The following is a 15,724-nucleotide window of genomic DNA, read 5'->3' on the forward strand; positions in this document are numbered from 1 at the left end:
TGGTTGCCAAAGACAGCCGGGGCGATGTTCTTGCGTCCGGGTCTTGGCTGGCTCGGTTCAAGTCGCAACGATGCGTTCGCAATCGACGTTCCGTTTGTCGCTGCAACCGATGACACGGCGCTGATAGAACTATCAGACGGGAAAATGCGAGTTCGTGTCGATGATACTTTGGTGTCGCGTGTAGCTGTTTCCACAACAATATCCAACTCCGACTTTGCAACGTCTTCTGGGTGGACCGATGGGTCAACTTCTGGCGGCGATGTGACCTTTACCACCTCCGGTCTTGTCCTCGATGCTGTCAATATTGGTGGGCTTGCGGTGTGCCGGCGTCAAGTCACGGTTTCAGCGGCTGATGCTTACAAGCGACATGCCCTAAATATCAGTGTTACGCGCGGGCCTGTTGTCTTCCGGTGCGGTGCAACATCTGGTGGTGACGAGTATATTTCTGAAACAACCTTGCGTACTGGCTTTCACAGTCTCGCCTTCACGCCATCTGCTGACTTTTGGGTGCAATTCCAGAATGATCTTGACGTGGATAAATTCGTTGCATCCTGCCAAGTGGCTTCAGCCGGGACAATGGAACTGGATATGCCGTATGTCGCGGCTGATCTTCCGTTCGTCAGGTGGGACCAGTCAGCCGATGTTCTTTTTTGGCCTGCGATGGATACCAGCAACGGCGTATTGAGCGCCGGTCAACAGATAGCTGGTCAATTGTACTGTATCAACCAGACGCGGGCCCGTTCTTTAGTGGCAGAACGGCGAAGGTGAAGCTGAAAGCTGGCGCGGTTCAAGGCAATACGACCCTCACGTCAGATAAACCGTTTTTCAAGCCTCAACATGTCGGCGCTATATTCCGGTTGTGGAACTCTGGCTATTATCAGCCGACAAGGCTTGGTGCCGAAGACACATTCACTGACTCGATTAGAATTTCGGGCGTTGGTGCAGATATGAATTTCGATGTTGTCCGCTCTGGCACATGGGCGGGAACATTGACGCTTCAACGGTCATTCGACGGCCCGGATTCGGGCTTTGTGGATACGATTACGGCTTCAAGTGCCGATGATAGTTCAGACATTACCGCAACCTACACGGATAATGGGCTAACGACGATCAAGCCGGGGTCGAGGCTCGACAATGCGATCCATTATTACCGAATAGGCTTCAAGACCGGCGCGTACACGTCTGGAGCGGCGGTTGTGTCTCTTTCCTATCGTGGTGGTGGTTCCCCTGGGATTTGCCGCGTTACAGGCTATACCAACAGAAATCAGGTCACAATCGAAGTGCTGAACGCTTTCAGCACCACGTTTTATACCGATGACTGGCAAGAAGGCGTCTGGTCGGATCAACGAGGCTGGCCGAGTGCTGTTGCCTTCCATAAGGGCCGGTTGTGGTGGGCTGGTAAATCAAGATTCATTGGGTCCATCTCCGATGACTACGAAAACTTTGATCCTGATTTTGAAGGCGATGCCGGTCCTATCAACAGAACGCTTGGTTCTGGTCCTGTCGATACAATCAATTTTATGCTGTCCTTATCGCGTCTCATTATCGGTACGCCTGGTGCTGAATATTCGATAAAATCGACTTCTTTCGATGAACCGTTGACGCCTGAGAATGCGCAAGCCAGTGATCCTTCAACGCAAGGGTCAAGGCACGGCGCGAACGCCGCAAAGATTGATGACCGGGGCGTGTTTGCACAACGGTCTGGAAAGCGCCTGTTTGAACTGGTGTTCAATCCTGACAATTACGAATACCGGCCTCACGATCTCATGCTTTTAACTCCCAACCTTACGGCTTCGGCTAATGTCGTTGGGATGACAGTGCAGCGTCAACCGGATACACGAATCCATGTCTGGCTAACAGACGGGACCGTTATTCTGCTGACCTATGAACCAACGGAAGACGTGACATGTTGGTCGAGGGTTGAGACAGACGGGTTTATTGAAGGCGTCGCTGTCCTTCCTGGTGAAGATGAAGATCGGGTTTATTACCGTGTAAGCAGGGTCATCAACTCGCAAACGAAACGCTACGTCGAGAAGATGGCGCTGGAATCTGAGTGCATTGGCGGCACGGTAAACAAGCAAGGTGATGCATTCATCATCATTGCCAATGTGACGGGAACGGTTGTTCCGGGACTGTCGCACCTCGAAGGCAAACAAGTTGTCGCGTGGGCTGAAGGCAAAGACCTCGGAACATATACCGTTTCGGGCGGCTCGGTCACATTGAATGAGGCTGTGACGGCTTCTGATGTGATGGTCGGGATTGGATATTCCGCAACATACAAGTCAACGAAACTCGCCTATGCGGCATCGGCTGGTACGGCTCTGGCTCAGACAAAGCGGGTAAATATGGTCGCGGTTATCCTTGGGTTGGTCCATAATAACGGGATTGAGTTTGGCCGAGACTTCTCCAATATGGACGGCTTGCCGCGTCTCTACAGGGGGCGTCCTGTAGATCCCCATGAAGTATTCTCACACTATGAGGAACCGGCAATTTCGTTCCCCGGTGAGTGGGATACCGACTCCCGCATTTGTTTACGTGCCACGGCTCCAAGGCCGTGCATGGTGGAAGCCGCGATTGTCGATGTCGAGACGAACGACAAAATTTGATGAAGCCTGAAATTATCCCGCTCACACATGAGCATATGCGTCAATGGTATGGCGAGCAAGGAAGCTTGCCGACTGTTAAGGGCGTCGCTGGGTATGTCGGCGGTGAACTCGTGGCCGTGGCGGGGTTCCGAATCTATCGGGGCGAAATACTGGCGTTTTGCGGGCTGAACGATAAGGCAAGGCCTTACAAGGTCCAGATGCACAAGACGGCGCTGGCGCTCATGTCTGACGCCAAAAAGCATCACAGGCGCATTCTGGCCCAATGCGATCCCGACGAACCAACGGCGGCTCGCTGGTTGTCAAGGCTCGGTTTTACTCATGAAGACGGGGACATTTGGTTATGGCGGATTTAGGTCTAACGACCATCCTTAGCCTTGTTGGAACTGGTGTTTCTGCTGTTGGCACGTTGGCCGCTGGTGCTGCTCAAAAAAGCGCGGCGGATTTCCAGGCTCAACAGCTTGAACAACAGGCGGCGGAAGAACGCGCTGCGGCGGGCCGCGATGCCGACCGCCAAAAGAGAGAGACGCAAATGTTATTGTCTCGGCAACAGGCGGTCGCCTCTGCGTCCAACCTTGGCGCGCTTGATGATACCGTTCTTGATCTGGCAGGCGACGTTGTTCAGCAGGGAGCGGTCAATGAAGGCATGATCCGATATGGCGGTGTTGAACGCGCAAAAGGCCGGCGCGCACAAGCTGCGTCGGCGCGGCTTGAAGGCAAAGCTGCGCAAACCGGCTCCTATTTTTCGGCGGCTGGCACCTTGATGGACGGCATAGGTTCCTTTGCGAAAGACTTCGGGGCAAAGAAAAAGCCAGTTAGCGGAAATTACATTTACGGCGGGGGCTTCGGCTGATGGCGTTGAAACTTCCCGGCGTGGAATCCCTTAGCGGTCCTGTCAGCGGGCGTTCTGGCCGCGCAATAGCCTCGGTCGATACTTCTGCCATTGGCCGGGGTGTCGCTCAATTCGGGCAAGGCGTTCAATCACTGTCTGCAAATCTGAAAGCGGCTGAGGCTGGACGCAAGAAACAGGTGGACAGCGAATCGGCTTTCGATACGCAATCGCGATATCTTCAGTTTGAGGATCAACAGCGCAAGTCGTTTTCCGATGCCATTATGAATGCGCCTGTTGGAGCTGGTGGGTTCGTCAAAAATCAGACGGGACAATACCAGAAAGCCGCAAAAGATTTCTTCTCGACGGTCCCTGATGACCTCAAGCCGGAATATGACCAGACGCTTTTCAAACTGGAGTCTGCAATAACCTCCAAGGCCAGTGCTTTCGCGGTGGAAGAGAGCGATCGCGTTGCCAAAGCCAAGGTGGATGACGGCCAAAATGTTATTCTGCAAGGATTGCAGGATAACCCGTCTGGTTGGCGGGACGCTGATGCGCAAGCGGAAAGCCTTGTGCGCAACTCTGGGCGAACTGCGATAGATCAAGACATAACGCTGCGCGAATGGCGCAAGCGACGTGCTGAAGCACTATGGGAGATTGACAGCAAGGCCAATAGTGCGGCTGCTCGCGACAAGTTGGGTGTTGGTGGGCCAATTACTCCAATGCCAGCAGACGTGCAAAGCCGTGCACAGATGGCGCGGGATCACTTCGTCAAGCTTGGATATACGCCTGACCAAGCTGCGGGTATCGTTGGCAATCTGGTGCAAGAATCCGGTGTCCGTTCGGACGGGCCAAGCGGGGACAAGGGCTCCGCGCATGGTATTGCGCAATGGCGCGGCGCGCGTTTTGACAAGCTGCAACGGTTTGCAACGGCTCGCGGTAAAGACTGGCGAGATTTCAATACCCAACTTGATTTCATTGACGTTGAATTGAAGGAAGATGAGACGGATGCCTATCGTCGCCTCAAGAGCGCGGGAAGTATTGATGATGCGACGGCGGCCTTTATCGGCTTTGAACGACCTCAAGGCTGGTCAACCGGCAACCCGCGTGGTGGGCATGGATGGAACAACCGGCTTGCGGCTGCTCAGCGCACGGCGGGCCATGAGGTGCGAGTTTCCGAGGTGGCTCCAGAATATGAGGCTTTGCCCTACGAAGACCGGGTTAAACTGTTCGACCAGTCTAGCGTTGCAGAACAGAAAGCAAATGAGGCGATGGCTGTGCAGGCCAAGGCGCAACAGGCGGCTTTCAAGGACGCTCTGTCGCTCGACATCCAGACTGGCAAGATTGTCAGCGATCAGGACATTCTAGGCGCTGATATAGACGATGGCGACAAGGTGCAGCTATTGAAGGCGCTGCAAAGCAAGAGGAAAGAAGACGGCGGGGTTAGTGAATTGACCGCACACATTCTGGCCGGTTCGCCCGACGCTACGATCAACACTTTTGACGAAGGCCAGCGCAAGGTAGCCGATAAAGCCTACGACTCCATGCTGTCGGCTATTCCTGAAGATCAGCGGGCAGTTGTGACAGACAGTTTTGTGCGGTCAACGGGCTACATTCCGCAAAGCGTTCAAGCCCAAATCAGGAAGGGGGCGTTCTCGACCGATCCAGCGCAATTTGCTGCTGCAATGTCTCAAGCCGATACGTTACAAATTGCTGCCCCAATATCGTTTGAGACTTTTGCCGGTGGGTCTGATGTTCGCAACAAACTGGCAGACTTCCGGCATTTCGTGAATGACCTTGCCATGAGCGGTGAAGATGCTGCGGCGGAAGTGCTTCGTCGCAATGATCCTGCTGTGAAGGTGAATCGTGAAATCTTGAAACCGGAAGCAGAAAAATTCCTGAAGACGCTTTCTATCGGCCAAGTGACAGACGCCTTCGATCCGGGAATATTTTCGTCGGAACCTGGCGCTGGCATAATGCCGGAACAAGCTTCCGGGCTGCTGGCGGAATATAAGGCGATCAGCGAAGAAGCCTTTTATGCGACGGGCGGCGATGCCGGATTGGCAAAGGCTCGTGCCTTGGCTGAGATAAAGACGAGGTGGAACATAAGCAATATTTCTGGCGCTCCAAACCTTATGCGCCTTCCTCCAGAAATGCATTATCCTTCAATAGATGGTGGCTTCGACTATCTGCGCGATGACGCCATGAAGACGGCTGCGACCTATGCTGACACGCTTGGCCGCAAGGTCGAGAACGTCGCGATCTGGCCAACTACGCAAACGCGCGCCGATATCGAGATGAAACGCGCTCCGCGTTATCGCCTGTTCTACCAGTACACTGAAGACGGCCAAAAAAAGTTCGATGAAGTGTTATCCGGCCTTTGGGGTGTCGATGCGGCAGCGATCCGCAAAAATGCGAACGAGACAAAGGTGAAATTCACCGCGGCTCTTTCGAAAGATGGCAAGGCAAACCAGATAGAGCGGGACGCTAACGCGCGGGCTGACAAAGCGCTTGAATTGACGGTCGGGCCCGACTGGATGAAGGCGAACGCGGCTGAGGCGGAACGTGAACGCGGCAAAGTTGAAGCCGATACTTTTCGGGCTACGTCTGGCGCTTCGCTTCCTGACGGCGGGCGATCAAAGCCCAATTTAGGTGCAGATCCCGAAGTTCGTCGCAATATCCAAGGCCTGTCGGCAAAAACGCAAGCAGGTAAATTCTGATGCCAATTTTGGATTATCCAGAAGACAGAAAGCCGCTTGGTGCGTTTTCGGCTGTGGATTACACGCCGGAAGTTGACAACGAAGTGTCACCCGAAACCATGACAGTCATTGGTTCGGCCTTCAGGCAAGATAACATTATCGGGTCGGCTGTCTCGAACAAGATGGCCGGGATAGACACAACGACGCCGGAAGATGGGTTCACCGGCGATGTGATGTGGAATGAAATCAAGGGAACTCGCTATGAAAGGACGTGGGACCGCTTTGCGCTGGTTCATAATCGCGTCGCCTTCAATGCCTTGAAATCTCAAATTGACATGGAAGACGAAGACCGGCGCAATGTAGACGCCGGGGGTGGTTGGGGACGGCTGCGACGTTTGGCGCTTCGGTTCTTGATATACCTTCATTGATACCGGGCGGCGCTGTGGTGAAGGGTGCGACAACGGGGGCGACTGTTCTGCGCTCCGGTATTGAAACGGGGCTGGCCGGTGCGCTCGCTGCCGGTAGTTCTGAAATAGCGTTGCAACAGTCACAAAAGACACGGCCAACCTCTGAAAGCCTGATTGGTGTTGGCTCCGGGGCTGTCTTTGGTGCGCTACTCGGTGCTGGTGCTGGTGCTTTGTTCTCTGCTGCCGAACAGAAGACAGCTCTCAAGAGCATTGAACAGGCAATGACGGGGGTTGATGACGTACCGGAGAACCTCACCCGTCAAGCCCAAAGCGGGGGCTCTGCTGCTGTTGATAAGCCAGTTCTGAAAGACTTCGCGATTGCCAAGGGGGCAAAAACCATCGGGGCGGCACAAGCGCGTCTAAACCCGCTCCTACGTGCAGCGCAAAGTCCCTCGGCTGTGCATCGCTCGATCATGGCCGATATGGCAGAAACTGGTTATTACCTCGAAAAGAATGTTCGCGGTGAGGGCAATATCGCTGTCGAAAGCGCTGTGAAGTTTTGGGACCGTGGAGCGCTAACAAAGGGCTTGACGGATATGCGCTCGATTTATCGAGAGGCGCGCAAGACTCCCGGCTTTGAAATGACGCAAGAGGAATTTCGTGCCGCTGTCAGCAAGGCAATGCGGCGTGGTGACGTTGGCGAAAACGATGCCGTGACGAAGGCTGCGCAATCCTGGCGCTCGTCTCTGTTCGATCCTCTTAAAAATGAGGCGATAGATGCGGGCTTGCTGCCTCCCGATGTGAATGTGAAAACTGCAACGTCTTATCTTACAAGACTTTGGAATGCGCCGCGTCTGAACGCAGGTGAAGCGCGGTTCAAGCAGATCGTTCGACCCTGGCTCAATGACCAGTTGCAACAGCTTGAATTTAAGGCTGACGAAATTAGAGTAGGCAACAAGATCGTTGATGCTGAACGCCTGCGCGATAGCTTTTCAAGGGTAGACGAACGGGTTCAAAAACTAGAAGAGCGCCGGGTGGGGCGACAAGCTATTCGTGACCGCAAAACAACGAACCTCGATAGTCTACGCCAGACACGTCTTGACGTGATGAAGAAACGCGCTCCTGCGCAACTGGTCAAGATGCTTCGCGGCTCCGATGAAAATGCGTCAATGATTGATGCCGTGAAACAATCGCGCGCCGCTGCACGTTCGGCCAACAAAAAACCACGCTTTGTTGATCGTTCGCCAGTCTTAGCGCTCATCAAGAGCAAGGGTGGCGTTCGCGTTGGGTCTAAACTCGATAGCGAATTGCGGGCTATGGACGTGACGCCAAGAACTCACCCGGGATTGTTCAAAAGCCGGGGCGGGATTGGTGACGTTGATAACTTCGTGAAGTCAGAAGATGAAATATTCGCCAATCTTCAGGATGACGGCAACGGATATGTCAACCCGACTGAGGTGATGGATGCGATTAGATCTGAACTTGGTGGCGACCCTCTTCGTACGCCTGATGAAATGGCGGCGGAAGAAATCTTGAACCAGATTGACCGCGTTGCTTCGGAATGGCTTTCCGACATTGGCCTTCCTGATAATACGACAGTGAAAGACGTACGTGAATTTATTGACCGTGTGACAGGGGCAGAGAAAAACCTGACCGGTCTGGATACGCGCATTTCCCGTTTGGAAAATGAAATAAGCGACTTCGATGCGGTAACAGACAAGATCGTAAACGATCATGACATAACGGGCGCTGAGGCAAAATCCGTGAAGCAACAGCTTGACGCGCTGGAGACTGAACTTGACGGCGTCAAAGACCTTTCAAATGCTTCACCTCGCGTTGGGCTTGTGGTCGATTACGGCACTGTGAAGCGCGATATATTCAAGGCCAAACTCAAGGAACGTAATCTTTCAAAGCGTGTCGATGCAATCAAACGTCTCGATGCTGAAGGCGCTGCGAACGATGAAATTCTAGCGGAACTCGCTGCAAAGGAAGTGGACCTCGGAAGGCTCCGGGATGAAATTGAAGGCTTGAAGGTGAAGGCGGATAGGCTTGAACCAATGGTCCCCAAGATCAAGCAGGAAATTCCTGATTTTGTGTCAGATGAAGACCGTGCGGATTACGTCAACGGGATTGTTGAAGACATATTCTCGCAACTGACAGGTAGGGCAAATCAGGGGATGCCGTCATACGATATGACCATGAGCGCACGCGGGCCCTTGAAGGAACGCACGTTCAACATTCCAGACCATTTGATTGAAGACTTTCTCGAACACGATATCGAGCTGATTGGTCGCCGGTATGCGCGTGTGATGGCTGCTGACGTTGAATTGACGCGGATGGATAAGCGTCTCGGCGGGGATGGCAAACCAAGCCTGAAGAGCCAGTTGGATCGCGTGACAAAGGAATATCAGGGGATGCGCGACGCTGTGCATTCTTCGGATATGGAGCAGCCATCCAAGGAAATGGCGCTTGCAGAACTGGCGCGGCGTGAAAAGAGCGACGTTGAAGACGTAGCCGGGGTTCGGGATCTGCTGCGCGGTCAATATAAAGTGGAAAGCCAGCACACGAACTTTGCAAAGGTTCTCCGCACTGCTGGCACGTTCAATTTTGTCCGTTCGCTCGGTGGCGTCCTCGTATCGTCACTGTCTGACGTTGTCCGTCCTGCAATGGTCAACGGGCTTGGGCGTTATATGGGCGAGGGGCTTGCTCCACTCCTTACAAACCTCGATGCGGTCAAACTGTCTGTTGCTGATGCAAAACTGTTGGGTGCCGTAACCGAACGGACCCTGCAATCGCGCCTTGCGACGATGGCTGAACTTGCTGATCCGTATGCTCACAATTCGCCGTTTGAACGGCTGCTGGATAACATGGGCTCGGCATTTTCCAATATGACGCTGCTGCCCTGGTGGAACGATATGCACAAGTCCATCTCTTCAGTGCTGACACAAAACAGATTGCTGAAGAATGTCCAGGCCGACTATGGGGAACTCGGCGCTTCAGAACTGAAATATATGGGCTTCGTTGGCATTGATGAACATATGGCCGAACGGGTTGCCAAGCAGTTTGCAGAGTTTGGCGATATCGAAGCAAATGTTCACATCCCAGGTATTGAACGCTGGACCGATGACGGCGCGCGCCGTGCATTCGCGGCCGCGGTCAACAAGGACGTTGACGGGACAATTGTGACTAAATCGGTCGCCGATGTGCCTCTGTTCATCCATACCCCGACCGGACGGGCTTTGCTGCAATTCAAGAGCTTTGCGCTGGCGTCCAATCAAAGGGTTCTTATGCGCGGTATGCAAGATGGTGTTGGCTCTATGGTGACCGGCATTGTTGGCATGACGGCGTTTGGAATGCTGACCTACTGGCTGAAACAAGCGGAGTCAGGTCGATTGAAAGATAACAGCCTGATGCCGTCCACCAACCCCGGAACATGGATTGCGGAAGGTCTTGACCGTTCCGGGTTGTTCGCAACGGCTTTCGAAATCAACAGCACATGGGAAAAGATCGGCGGGCCGGGATTCTATGCGCTGGCTTCCAAGGGCGGGCAACTTGTAAATCCTGAAGCCGACAAACGAATGAGGGCTTCCCGGTTTGCCAACCGTGACGCTTTCGGTGCGCTGCTTGGCCCTTCATTCCAACTTGGAACGGACCTTTCGCAACTCTTGGGGATACCGGCGCGGGCTGTCTCGGGTGAACTCGACTTGACTCCGGCTGACATAAACCGTGCGTCTCACATGCTGCCTTTTATCACTCTGCCTTACTGGCGGTGGATTATCGAAGGCGGATTTGGAATGCAGGGAAGTGACACGTTCAAAGGCATAAAGCCGGAACTGAAAGACATGGTTCGCTAGCAGTTCCAATTGTCGTCTGATCGACCGCCTGAACTCCAACACTTTTCATCTGAAGCGTATTGGTCAACCGGCACAAAACCCCGGCTTACACCTAATCCAACAATGAACACGGCTGCGCCAATAGCGACCCATCGCATTTGATGGGTGGAACTGTACTTGTGCCAAAGCCACCAACACGCCGCGATAGTGGCTACTGAAATTAAAAACCCGACAATAATCATGAAAGGCCTCTAGTATGGCGACGACATTCATTGACCAGATAACTGGTAGCGGGGAGACGGTAGCATATAAAGCGCCGTGTCGTGTAGCAACTACCGCGACCATACTCTTGTCGGGGTTAATAGCGGTCGATGGAGTGACACTCGCGGCCAATGACAGGGTGTTGGTGAAGGACCAGACGGATGCCAAGCAGAACGGCATTTATATTGCCTCAACAGGCCCCTGGCCGCGCTCCCGCGATTTTGACAGCAACCGTGACATTACCAAAGGAACCCGCATTTCAATAACGGATGGCAGCACGGAAGCGGGATATGAATACCGGATTACGACCGACAATCCAATTAACGTTGGTAGTACAAATATCAGCTTTTCGCGGTCTGATGTGTTGTTGGCCGCTGAGGGCGCAAGAGATATTGCTATAGCAAAAGCCGCAGCTGCTGCCGCGTCTGCGGCGGGCGTCGATCTGCCCGCTGTTACGGCAGACACGATGCTGGTTGACAATGCTGCTGGCGATGCGCGGGAGAGTAAGACGGCAAGTGAAGTGAGGGGTTTCCTTGGTGTAATTGACCCGCCGCCTCGGTACGTCGGTTTTTACAACGGGATGGGTCCGAACACGACGCCAGCCTACGCTTACAATATTGGCTTGGCTTTGGGTTCCAGCCCATTAGCTATGGGCCGTGCTGGTATTCTTGCACCAACATGGGACCAGACCACGACATACAAGGATACAAGCGGGCGGCAATGCCCTTGCCCGGTTCTTGTGGGAGACCGCATTTTCGTTTTCTACGAAGGTTATGACGGAACGCGAAAAAGCATCTTCCTTGAAATTTACAGCAAGGAAGGGCGGCTGATGGAAAAGCCCATCGAGCCAGTCCTTCTTTACTCTGACGTTTCTGGCGCAACGAGCGTACAGCGACCGGCTGTCCTTTACGAGCCGACAGACTCAGGCGCTCCGTTTAAAATGCTGTTCACAAGGGCAACATCGGGCGTAAATGCCACAACGATTTATGCGGCAACATCGCTCGACGGAGTGAACTGGACTGTTCTAGGGTTGGTGCTTTCAACCAGCAGTGGTTGGGAGAGCACATATCTTGAAACCTCTGGGAAATTCCTGAAGGACGGCAGCACGTATCGACTGTTCTATAGCGGACATAACGGGTCTTATTGGCAGTCGGGTGAGCTTTACAATTCGGGGACATTCGGCACTTCTGGCTGGTCGAAGAACGCCAATAATCCGCTTCTCACACCGCGCGGTGGTCATCTACAGGCGCTTACCGCCAACAGTAATCAGGGCACCAAAACGGTTAAGGTTGCTGATAGTTCGCTATTCGACGTTGGTGCGGTTGTCGCTCTCTGTGAAAATGGCGCAGGAACTTCTTACCAGTTTAACCGCATCGCTGCTATTCCTGATAGCACAACGATTACATTACTCTATGCAGTGCAAGGCAATTACACCACGTCAATTAGCTCCTGCCTCAGCCAACTGACTAGCTACTCAGTTGAAATATCTGATGTCTGGTATGAAGATGCTAAGTGGAAAGCGATTATTACGGGGTTTCAGTTTGTTAAAAGCGGGGTGCTGGTCGAAACCACTGGCTATGCGGAAACAGATGATCTTGACACGCCTTTTACAATTCACCCCGCAGAATGGCCTTTGCCATTAAATACTAAACTCGATACGTGGGATCAGGTATCGTCGGAGAACTTCAAGGTCATCAGGATACAATGATTTCAGGTGTGGGCAGCTTGCGGTTGATAATCGCACGTCCTAGCGATTGCGCGGGGGTTTCCAAGACCAAGTACGAAACTCCCGCGAATCCAAGCGCCAAGCAAACTGCAAGCCACCAAGGCAGGCCATATGCCAATGTGGCATAGCAGATCGGTGCATGGAACGCATAAAGGTTGTAACCTGATTTCCCGATTGCGGACAGGCCGGGGAATTTAAGACCGGGGCGGTCGAGTTGCAGAATGACGTAGCAAACAAAGAGCGCGAAAAGCAGCTTTCGGGTTTCAACCAGTGGTGCGCTTGGTGAAATAAATTGGAGCAAAACCACCATCGCGAGCCATGCAAGGATAATCGCTGCCCCCGCTTTCGGATAAATGCGGCGAACTTGTCATTGAACAAAGCCACGCCTAACCACCAATAAGGTAGGAATCCAAACAGGCTTGAGTTGTGCCACCACCAACGAAGATTGTCCGACAAAGTGATTGCCGCAAGGCCGATCAGCCACACCGAGATAATCACAGCCCATAGGGGGCGCATACCATAACGCCGACCAATGCCAAGCAAAAGCACAGGATAGACCGCGTAAAGCGTCATTTCCACCATGACAGTGTTCAGCGGCCCGTCAGCTTGATAGCGGCACGGCATATCACTCAACCATGGTATGATGGTCGGCAGCGCAACCAATTTTGCGGATATGCACAGCGGGTAGATTTTGGCTGATCCGCTTAATGCGTCTCCCAATTCGGCGTTGGTTTGGGTTGCAAACCACCAAGCTGCGATTCCGAAAAAGGTGGCCACGATATATACGGGATAGATTCGAAAGGCCCGCTTGATTGCATAGGCTCGTACATTTGTGTGGCCGTTACGAAGGCCAGCCCGGTGAATGCAATAGCCACTCAGGACGATGAAGGCCAGGACTGCCGGATGGGTTTCCCCGCCGTTCTGAAACAATGAACCGGCCCATCTGGCGACAGTATCGAGAACTGGAATAGGTTCTCCGGTTGCGAATTTTGTCCACGGCGTCAGATGAGCAAACACAACCCAAAGAGCGAAGATAGCCCGCATAGCGTCTAGACCGTCAGCACGGCCGAACTTATGCCGTGCCGTAAGCACTGAATGCACGAAACCACTCCGCCGAACACTAATCCACATTAGTGTTACGCCCGTTCTGGTCGCGTTTCAAGCCACCCACAACCTCACAATCTGAAGGAACTGCTATGCCCAACGTGCCAAGTGGCGCGGCGATTTCGCTTGCGCTGATCGAAAAGATAATTGGCCGGAAGATGACAAAGGCGCAGACGGCCAATGCGACCAGTGTTGTCGTGGCGCTCGATAAATATGGGGCGCGGTTTGGCCTCGATCAGCCGCACCGGCTGGCGCAATTTCTGGCGCAGATCATCCATGAAAGCGGTGCTTTCAAATATGATCGTGAGCTTTGGGGGCCGACACCGGCACAAAAACGCTATGACACGCGCACCGATCTCGGCAATACAAAGGCCAAGGACGGTGACGGCAAACTACGTTCCGGCAAAGGGCCGCTGCAACTCACAGGCGGGTTCAACGAGAAGGCTTTCACGGCATGGGCGCGCAAGAACATCGACTTGAACGCACCCGATTTCTACAAGAGGCCGGATCTGATCAACACCGATCCATGGGAAGGACTTTCCGCGCTTTGGTATTGGGACACGCACAATCTCAATCGTTACGCCGATCAGGGCGATAATGAGCAAGTGACCCGGCTGATTAATGGTGGTTTGAACGGCTATTCCGACCGGCTCGACTGGTATGCCAAGGCGGCGCTGGTGCTGCTCGGCTTCGAACGCAATGGCATTACAGCCTTCCAGAAACGGGCAGGGGAGACAGTGGACGGTGTTGCCGGTCCTCGCACGCGCGCTGCCCTTCATCGTGCGCTGGTGGCGCTGACAGAGCCGGTATTTCACTCTCCCAACGTGCAGGACGCGCCTGTGGTCGAGGAAAAGACGGTCGAGAAACAGACCGTGCCGGCAACTGTCGAGGAAAAGGCCAGGAAAACCACGAACCTATGGGGCTGGCTGACAACCGTTCTCGGCGGTGGTGGTGCTGGCATTACCGCTCTGTTCGGTGCCGACTGGAAATCCATCCTTGCCTTTGGCGGGCTTGCCGTTGGCGGCATTGTCATTCTGGCATTTGTTGGCCCGCAGATTGCCAAGTCGATCAAGGCCATTCGACAAGTCGCGGAGGGGTGAGCGATGTTCGGGCTCGACAAGGTTGCCCTTATCGCGGGCGTTGTTTCTGGGGCTGTCCTTTCCGGGTTGGTGGCAATTCCCGTCGCCTACACCATCGGAAAGCATGATGGGCGCTCACTCGAGCGTGTCGATGCTTTGCAGCATTCAATGGAAGTCATTCGTGAACGGAGCGAAACCAATGCGAAAATCAATGACCTGGATGACGCTGAGCTTTGCTCTGCTATCGGTGGCGTCATGTCAAACGGCGTCTGCAATTGATGGCGCAGGGTTCTCTGCGCTCCATCCCTCCAGCGGAACACGGCAGTTCGTCATTGCCAATGACAAGCCTTTCGCCCGTGAAGTCGCAGCGCACAACGCGATATGCGCAAAACTCAAAGCATGCACCAAATAACAGGTTGGGACTGAACAAGTGAGCGAGGAACCGCCGATGCGCCTCCCGACAGGCAAGTATGAAATCAACATCAACACGCTGTTGTTGTTCATGGGCCTTCTGCTGACCGGCGTTGGGTGGGGAACCACCTATTCCGACATGCGCGGGATCCAGAGAGATAACACAATCGGGATCACACAGCTTCAGGCGCGCGTTGACCAACTGGACGCGGACAACCGGAAGTTTGACAGGCTCGACTTCCGTGTCGGTAGTTTGGAGACCGGTGCTGCGACCTTCTCGGAGACGCAAAAGGAACTGACAAAGACCCTGACGCAGCTATCGTCCGATATGCGGGTCACGAGGGAAATATTGGAACGCATCGACGCTGCCGAGAAAGACAGGCGCGCACCACAGCGATGAGCCATCGCTGTTTGTATCGTCCCCGTGTTGCCATGCCACGTAATCCTGAAACTGTCGTGGTAAAGACACCAACTGAAACGCCAGAGACATTCTTTGAAACTGTGCTGACGCCTGACGAAGCTACCCAGCTAGGCGTTGATTTGATTAACGACGCCATACGAGCGAAAGCAGCTATTGCTAGCCGAGAGTGGTTGAAGGGGGTTAAGCCTTGCTTATGAATTTGCTCTAGCCTCCTTCACATAGCGGCGCTGTCGCCAATCGTATCTAAAGCCAGTCGGGGCGTAAAAGCTTCGTGCTGGCTTTTCCTTTTTGCCCCTGCCGCAGATTGGCGCTTGGCCTTGGCGATGCTGGCTAGGTCGGTCCTGTCCTTCT

Annotated in this window: 12 protein-coding genes; 11 read left to right on the forward strand and 1 reads right to left on the reverse strand. The window is 53.8% G+C overall.

Annotated features, from left to right (window positions below; genetic code table 11):
* Positions 1–30: 30 nt before the first annotated feature.
* The 8 genes from AC0L7S_RS16800 (at position 31) to AC0L7S_RS16835 (ending at position 12,340) form a co-directional block, all read left to right on the forward strand.
* Positions 31–768: a hypothetical protein gene (locus tag AC0L7S_RS16800; protein ID WP_473472057.1), complete on the forward strand. Its 738-nt coding sequence runs from the start codon at positions 31–33 to the stop codon at positions 766–768.
* A complete protein-coding gene (locus tag AC0L7S_RS16805; RefSeq protein ID WP_473472058.1) occupies positions 765–2,606 on the forward strand; it encodes a phage tail protein in 1,842 nt (613 codons plus the stop codon). The genes AC0L7S_RS16800 and AC0L7S_RS16805 overlap by 4 nt, the downstream gene beginning before the upstream one ends.
* The gene (locus AC0L7S_RS16810) at positions 2,606–2,959 is read left to right on the forward strand and encodes a hypothetical protein (protein ID WP_473472059.1); all 354 of its coding nucleotides are present in this window, start codon (positions 2,606–2,608) and stop codon (positions 2,957–2,959) included. The genes AC0L7S_RS16805 and AC0L7S_RS16810 overlap by 1 nt, the downstream gene beginning before the upstream one ends.
* A complete protein-coding gene (locus AC0L7S_RS16815; RefSeq protein ID WP_473472060.1) occupies positions 2,947–3,456 on the forward strand; it encodes a hypothetical protein in 510 nt (169 codons plus the stop codon). The genes AC0L7S_RS16810 and AC0L7S_RS16815 overlap by 13 nt, the downstream gene beginning before the upstream one ends.
* The gene (locus tag AC0L7S_RS16820; RefSeq protein ID WP_473472061.1) at positions 3,456–6,152 is read left to right on the forward strand and encodes a phage tail tip lysozyme; all 2,697 of its coding nucleotides are present in this window, start codon (positions 3,456–3,458) and stop codon (positions 6,150–6,152) included. The genes AC0L7S_RS16815 and AC0L7S_RS16820 overlap by 1 nt, the downstream gene beginning before the upstream one ends.
* Positions 6,152–6,559, forward strand: a complete 408-nt coding sequence (locus tag AC0L7S_RS16825) for a hypothetical protein (protein ID WP_473472062.1) — start codon at positions 6,152–6,154, stop codon at positions 6,557–6,559. The genes AC0L7S_RS16820 and AC0L7S_RS16825 overlap by 1 nt, the downstream gene beginning before the upstream one ends.
* A 17-nt stretch (positions 6,560–6,576) precedes the next feature.
* Positions 6,577–10,392: a hypothetical protein gene (locus tag AC0L7S_RS16830; protein ID WP_473472063.1), complete on the forward strand. Its 3,816-nt coding sequence runs from the start codon at positions 6,577–6,579 to the stop codon at positions 10,390–10,392.
* Between the two features lie 385 nt (positions 10,393–10,777).
* Positions 10,778–12,340, forward strand: a complete 1,563-nt coding sequence (locus AC0L7S_RS16835) for a hypothetical protein (protein WP_473472064.1) — start codon at positions 10,778–10,780, stop codon at positions 12,338–12,340.
* A gap of 39 nt (positions 12,341–12,379) precedes the next feature.
* Here AC0L7S_RS16835 and AC0L7S_RS16840 read toward each other — a convergent pair whose 3' ends face one another.
* Positions 12,380–13,459: an acyltransferase family protein gene (locus tag AC0L7S_RS16840; protein ID WP_473472065.1), complete on the reverse strand. Its 1,080-nt coding sequence runs from the start codon at positions 13,457–13,459 to the stop codon at positions 12,380–12,382.
* 95 nt (positions 13,460–13,554) lie between these two features.
* On the opposite strand from AC0L7S_RS16840, the gene AC0L7S_RS16845 reads away from it, so the two are divergent.
* From AC0L7S_RS16845 to AC0L7S_RS16855, 3 genes are all read left to right on the forward strand, one after another.
* Positions 13,555–14,562, forward strand: coding sequence for a glycoside hydrolase family 19 protein (locus AC0L7S_RS16845; protein WP_473472066.1), 1,008 nt, complete (start codon positions 13,555–13,557; stop codon positions 14,560–14,562).
* 3 nt (positions 14,563–14,565) lie between these two features.
* Positions 14,566–14,820, forward strand: a complete 255-nt coding sequence (locus AC0L7S_RS16850) for a hypothetical protein (protein ID WP_473472067.1) — start codon at positions 14,566–14,568, stop codon at positions 14,818–14,820.
* 169 nt (positions 14,821–14,989) lie between these two features.
* Positions 14,990–15,352 carry a hypothetical protein gene (locus AC0L7S_RS16855; protein ID WP_473472068.1) on the forward strand — a complete coding sequence of 121 codons (363 nt, stop codon included), beginning with the start codon at positions 14,990–14,992 and terminating at the stop codon, positions 15,350–15,352.
* Positions 15,353–15,724: the final 372 nt, after the last annotated feature.

The sequence above is a fragment of the Mesorhizobium sp. G2-6-1 genome (assembly GCF_055809095.1).

Bases quoted from the DNA above. Each gene is read 5' to 3' on its own strand.
- AC0L7S_RS16810 (WP_473472059.1), top strand. From the start codon at position 2,606: ATGAAGCCTGAAATTATCCCGCTCACACATGAGCATATGCGTCAATGG.
- AC0L7S_RS16850 (WP_473472067.1), top strand. From the start codon at position 14,566: ATGTTCGGGCTCGACAAGGTTGCCCTTATCGCGGGCGTTGTTTCTGGG.
- AC0L7S_RS16820 (WP_473472061.1), top strand. From the start codon at position 3,456: ATGGCGTTGAAACTTCCCGGCGTGGAATCCCTTAGCGGTCCTGTCAGC.
- AC0L7S_RS16845 (WP_473472066.1), top strand. From the start codon at position 13,555: ATGCCCAACGTGCCAAGTGGCGCGGCGATTTCGCTTGCGCTGATCGAA.
- AC0L7S_RS16855 (WP_473472068.1), top strand. From the start codon at position 14,990: ATGCGCCTCCCGACAGGCAAGTATGAAATCAACATCAACACGCTGTTG.
- AC0L7S_RS16815 (WP_473472060.1), top strand. From the start codon at position 2,947: ATGGCGGATTTAGGTCTAACGACCATCCTTAGCCTTGTTGGAACTGGT.
- AC0L7S_RS16825 (WP_473472062.1), top strand. From the start codon at position 6,152: ATGCCAATTTTGGATTATCCAGAAGACAGAAAGCCGCTTGGTGCGTTT.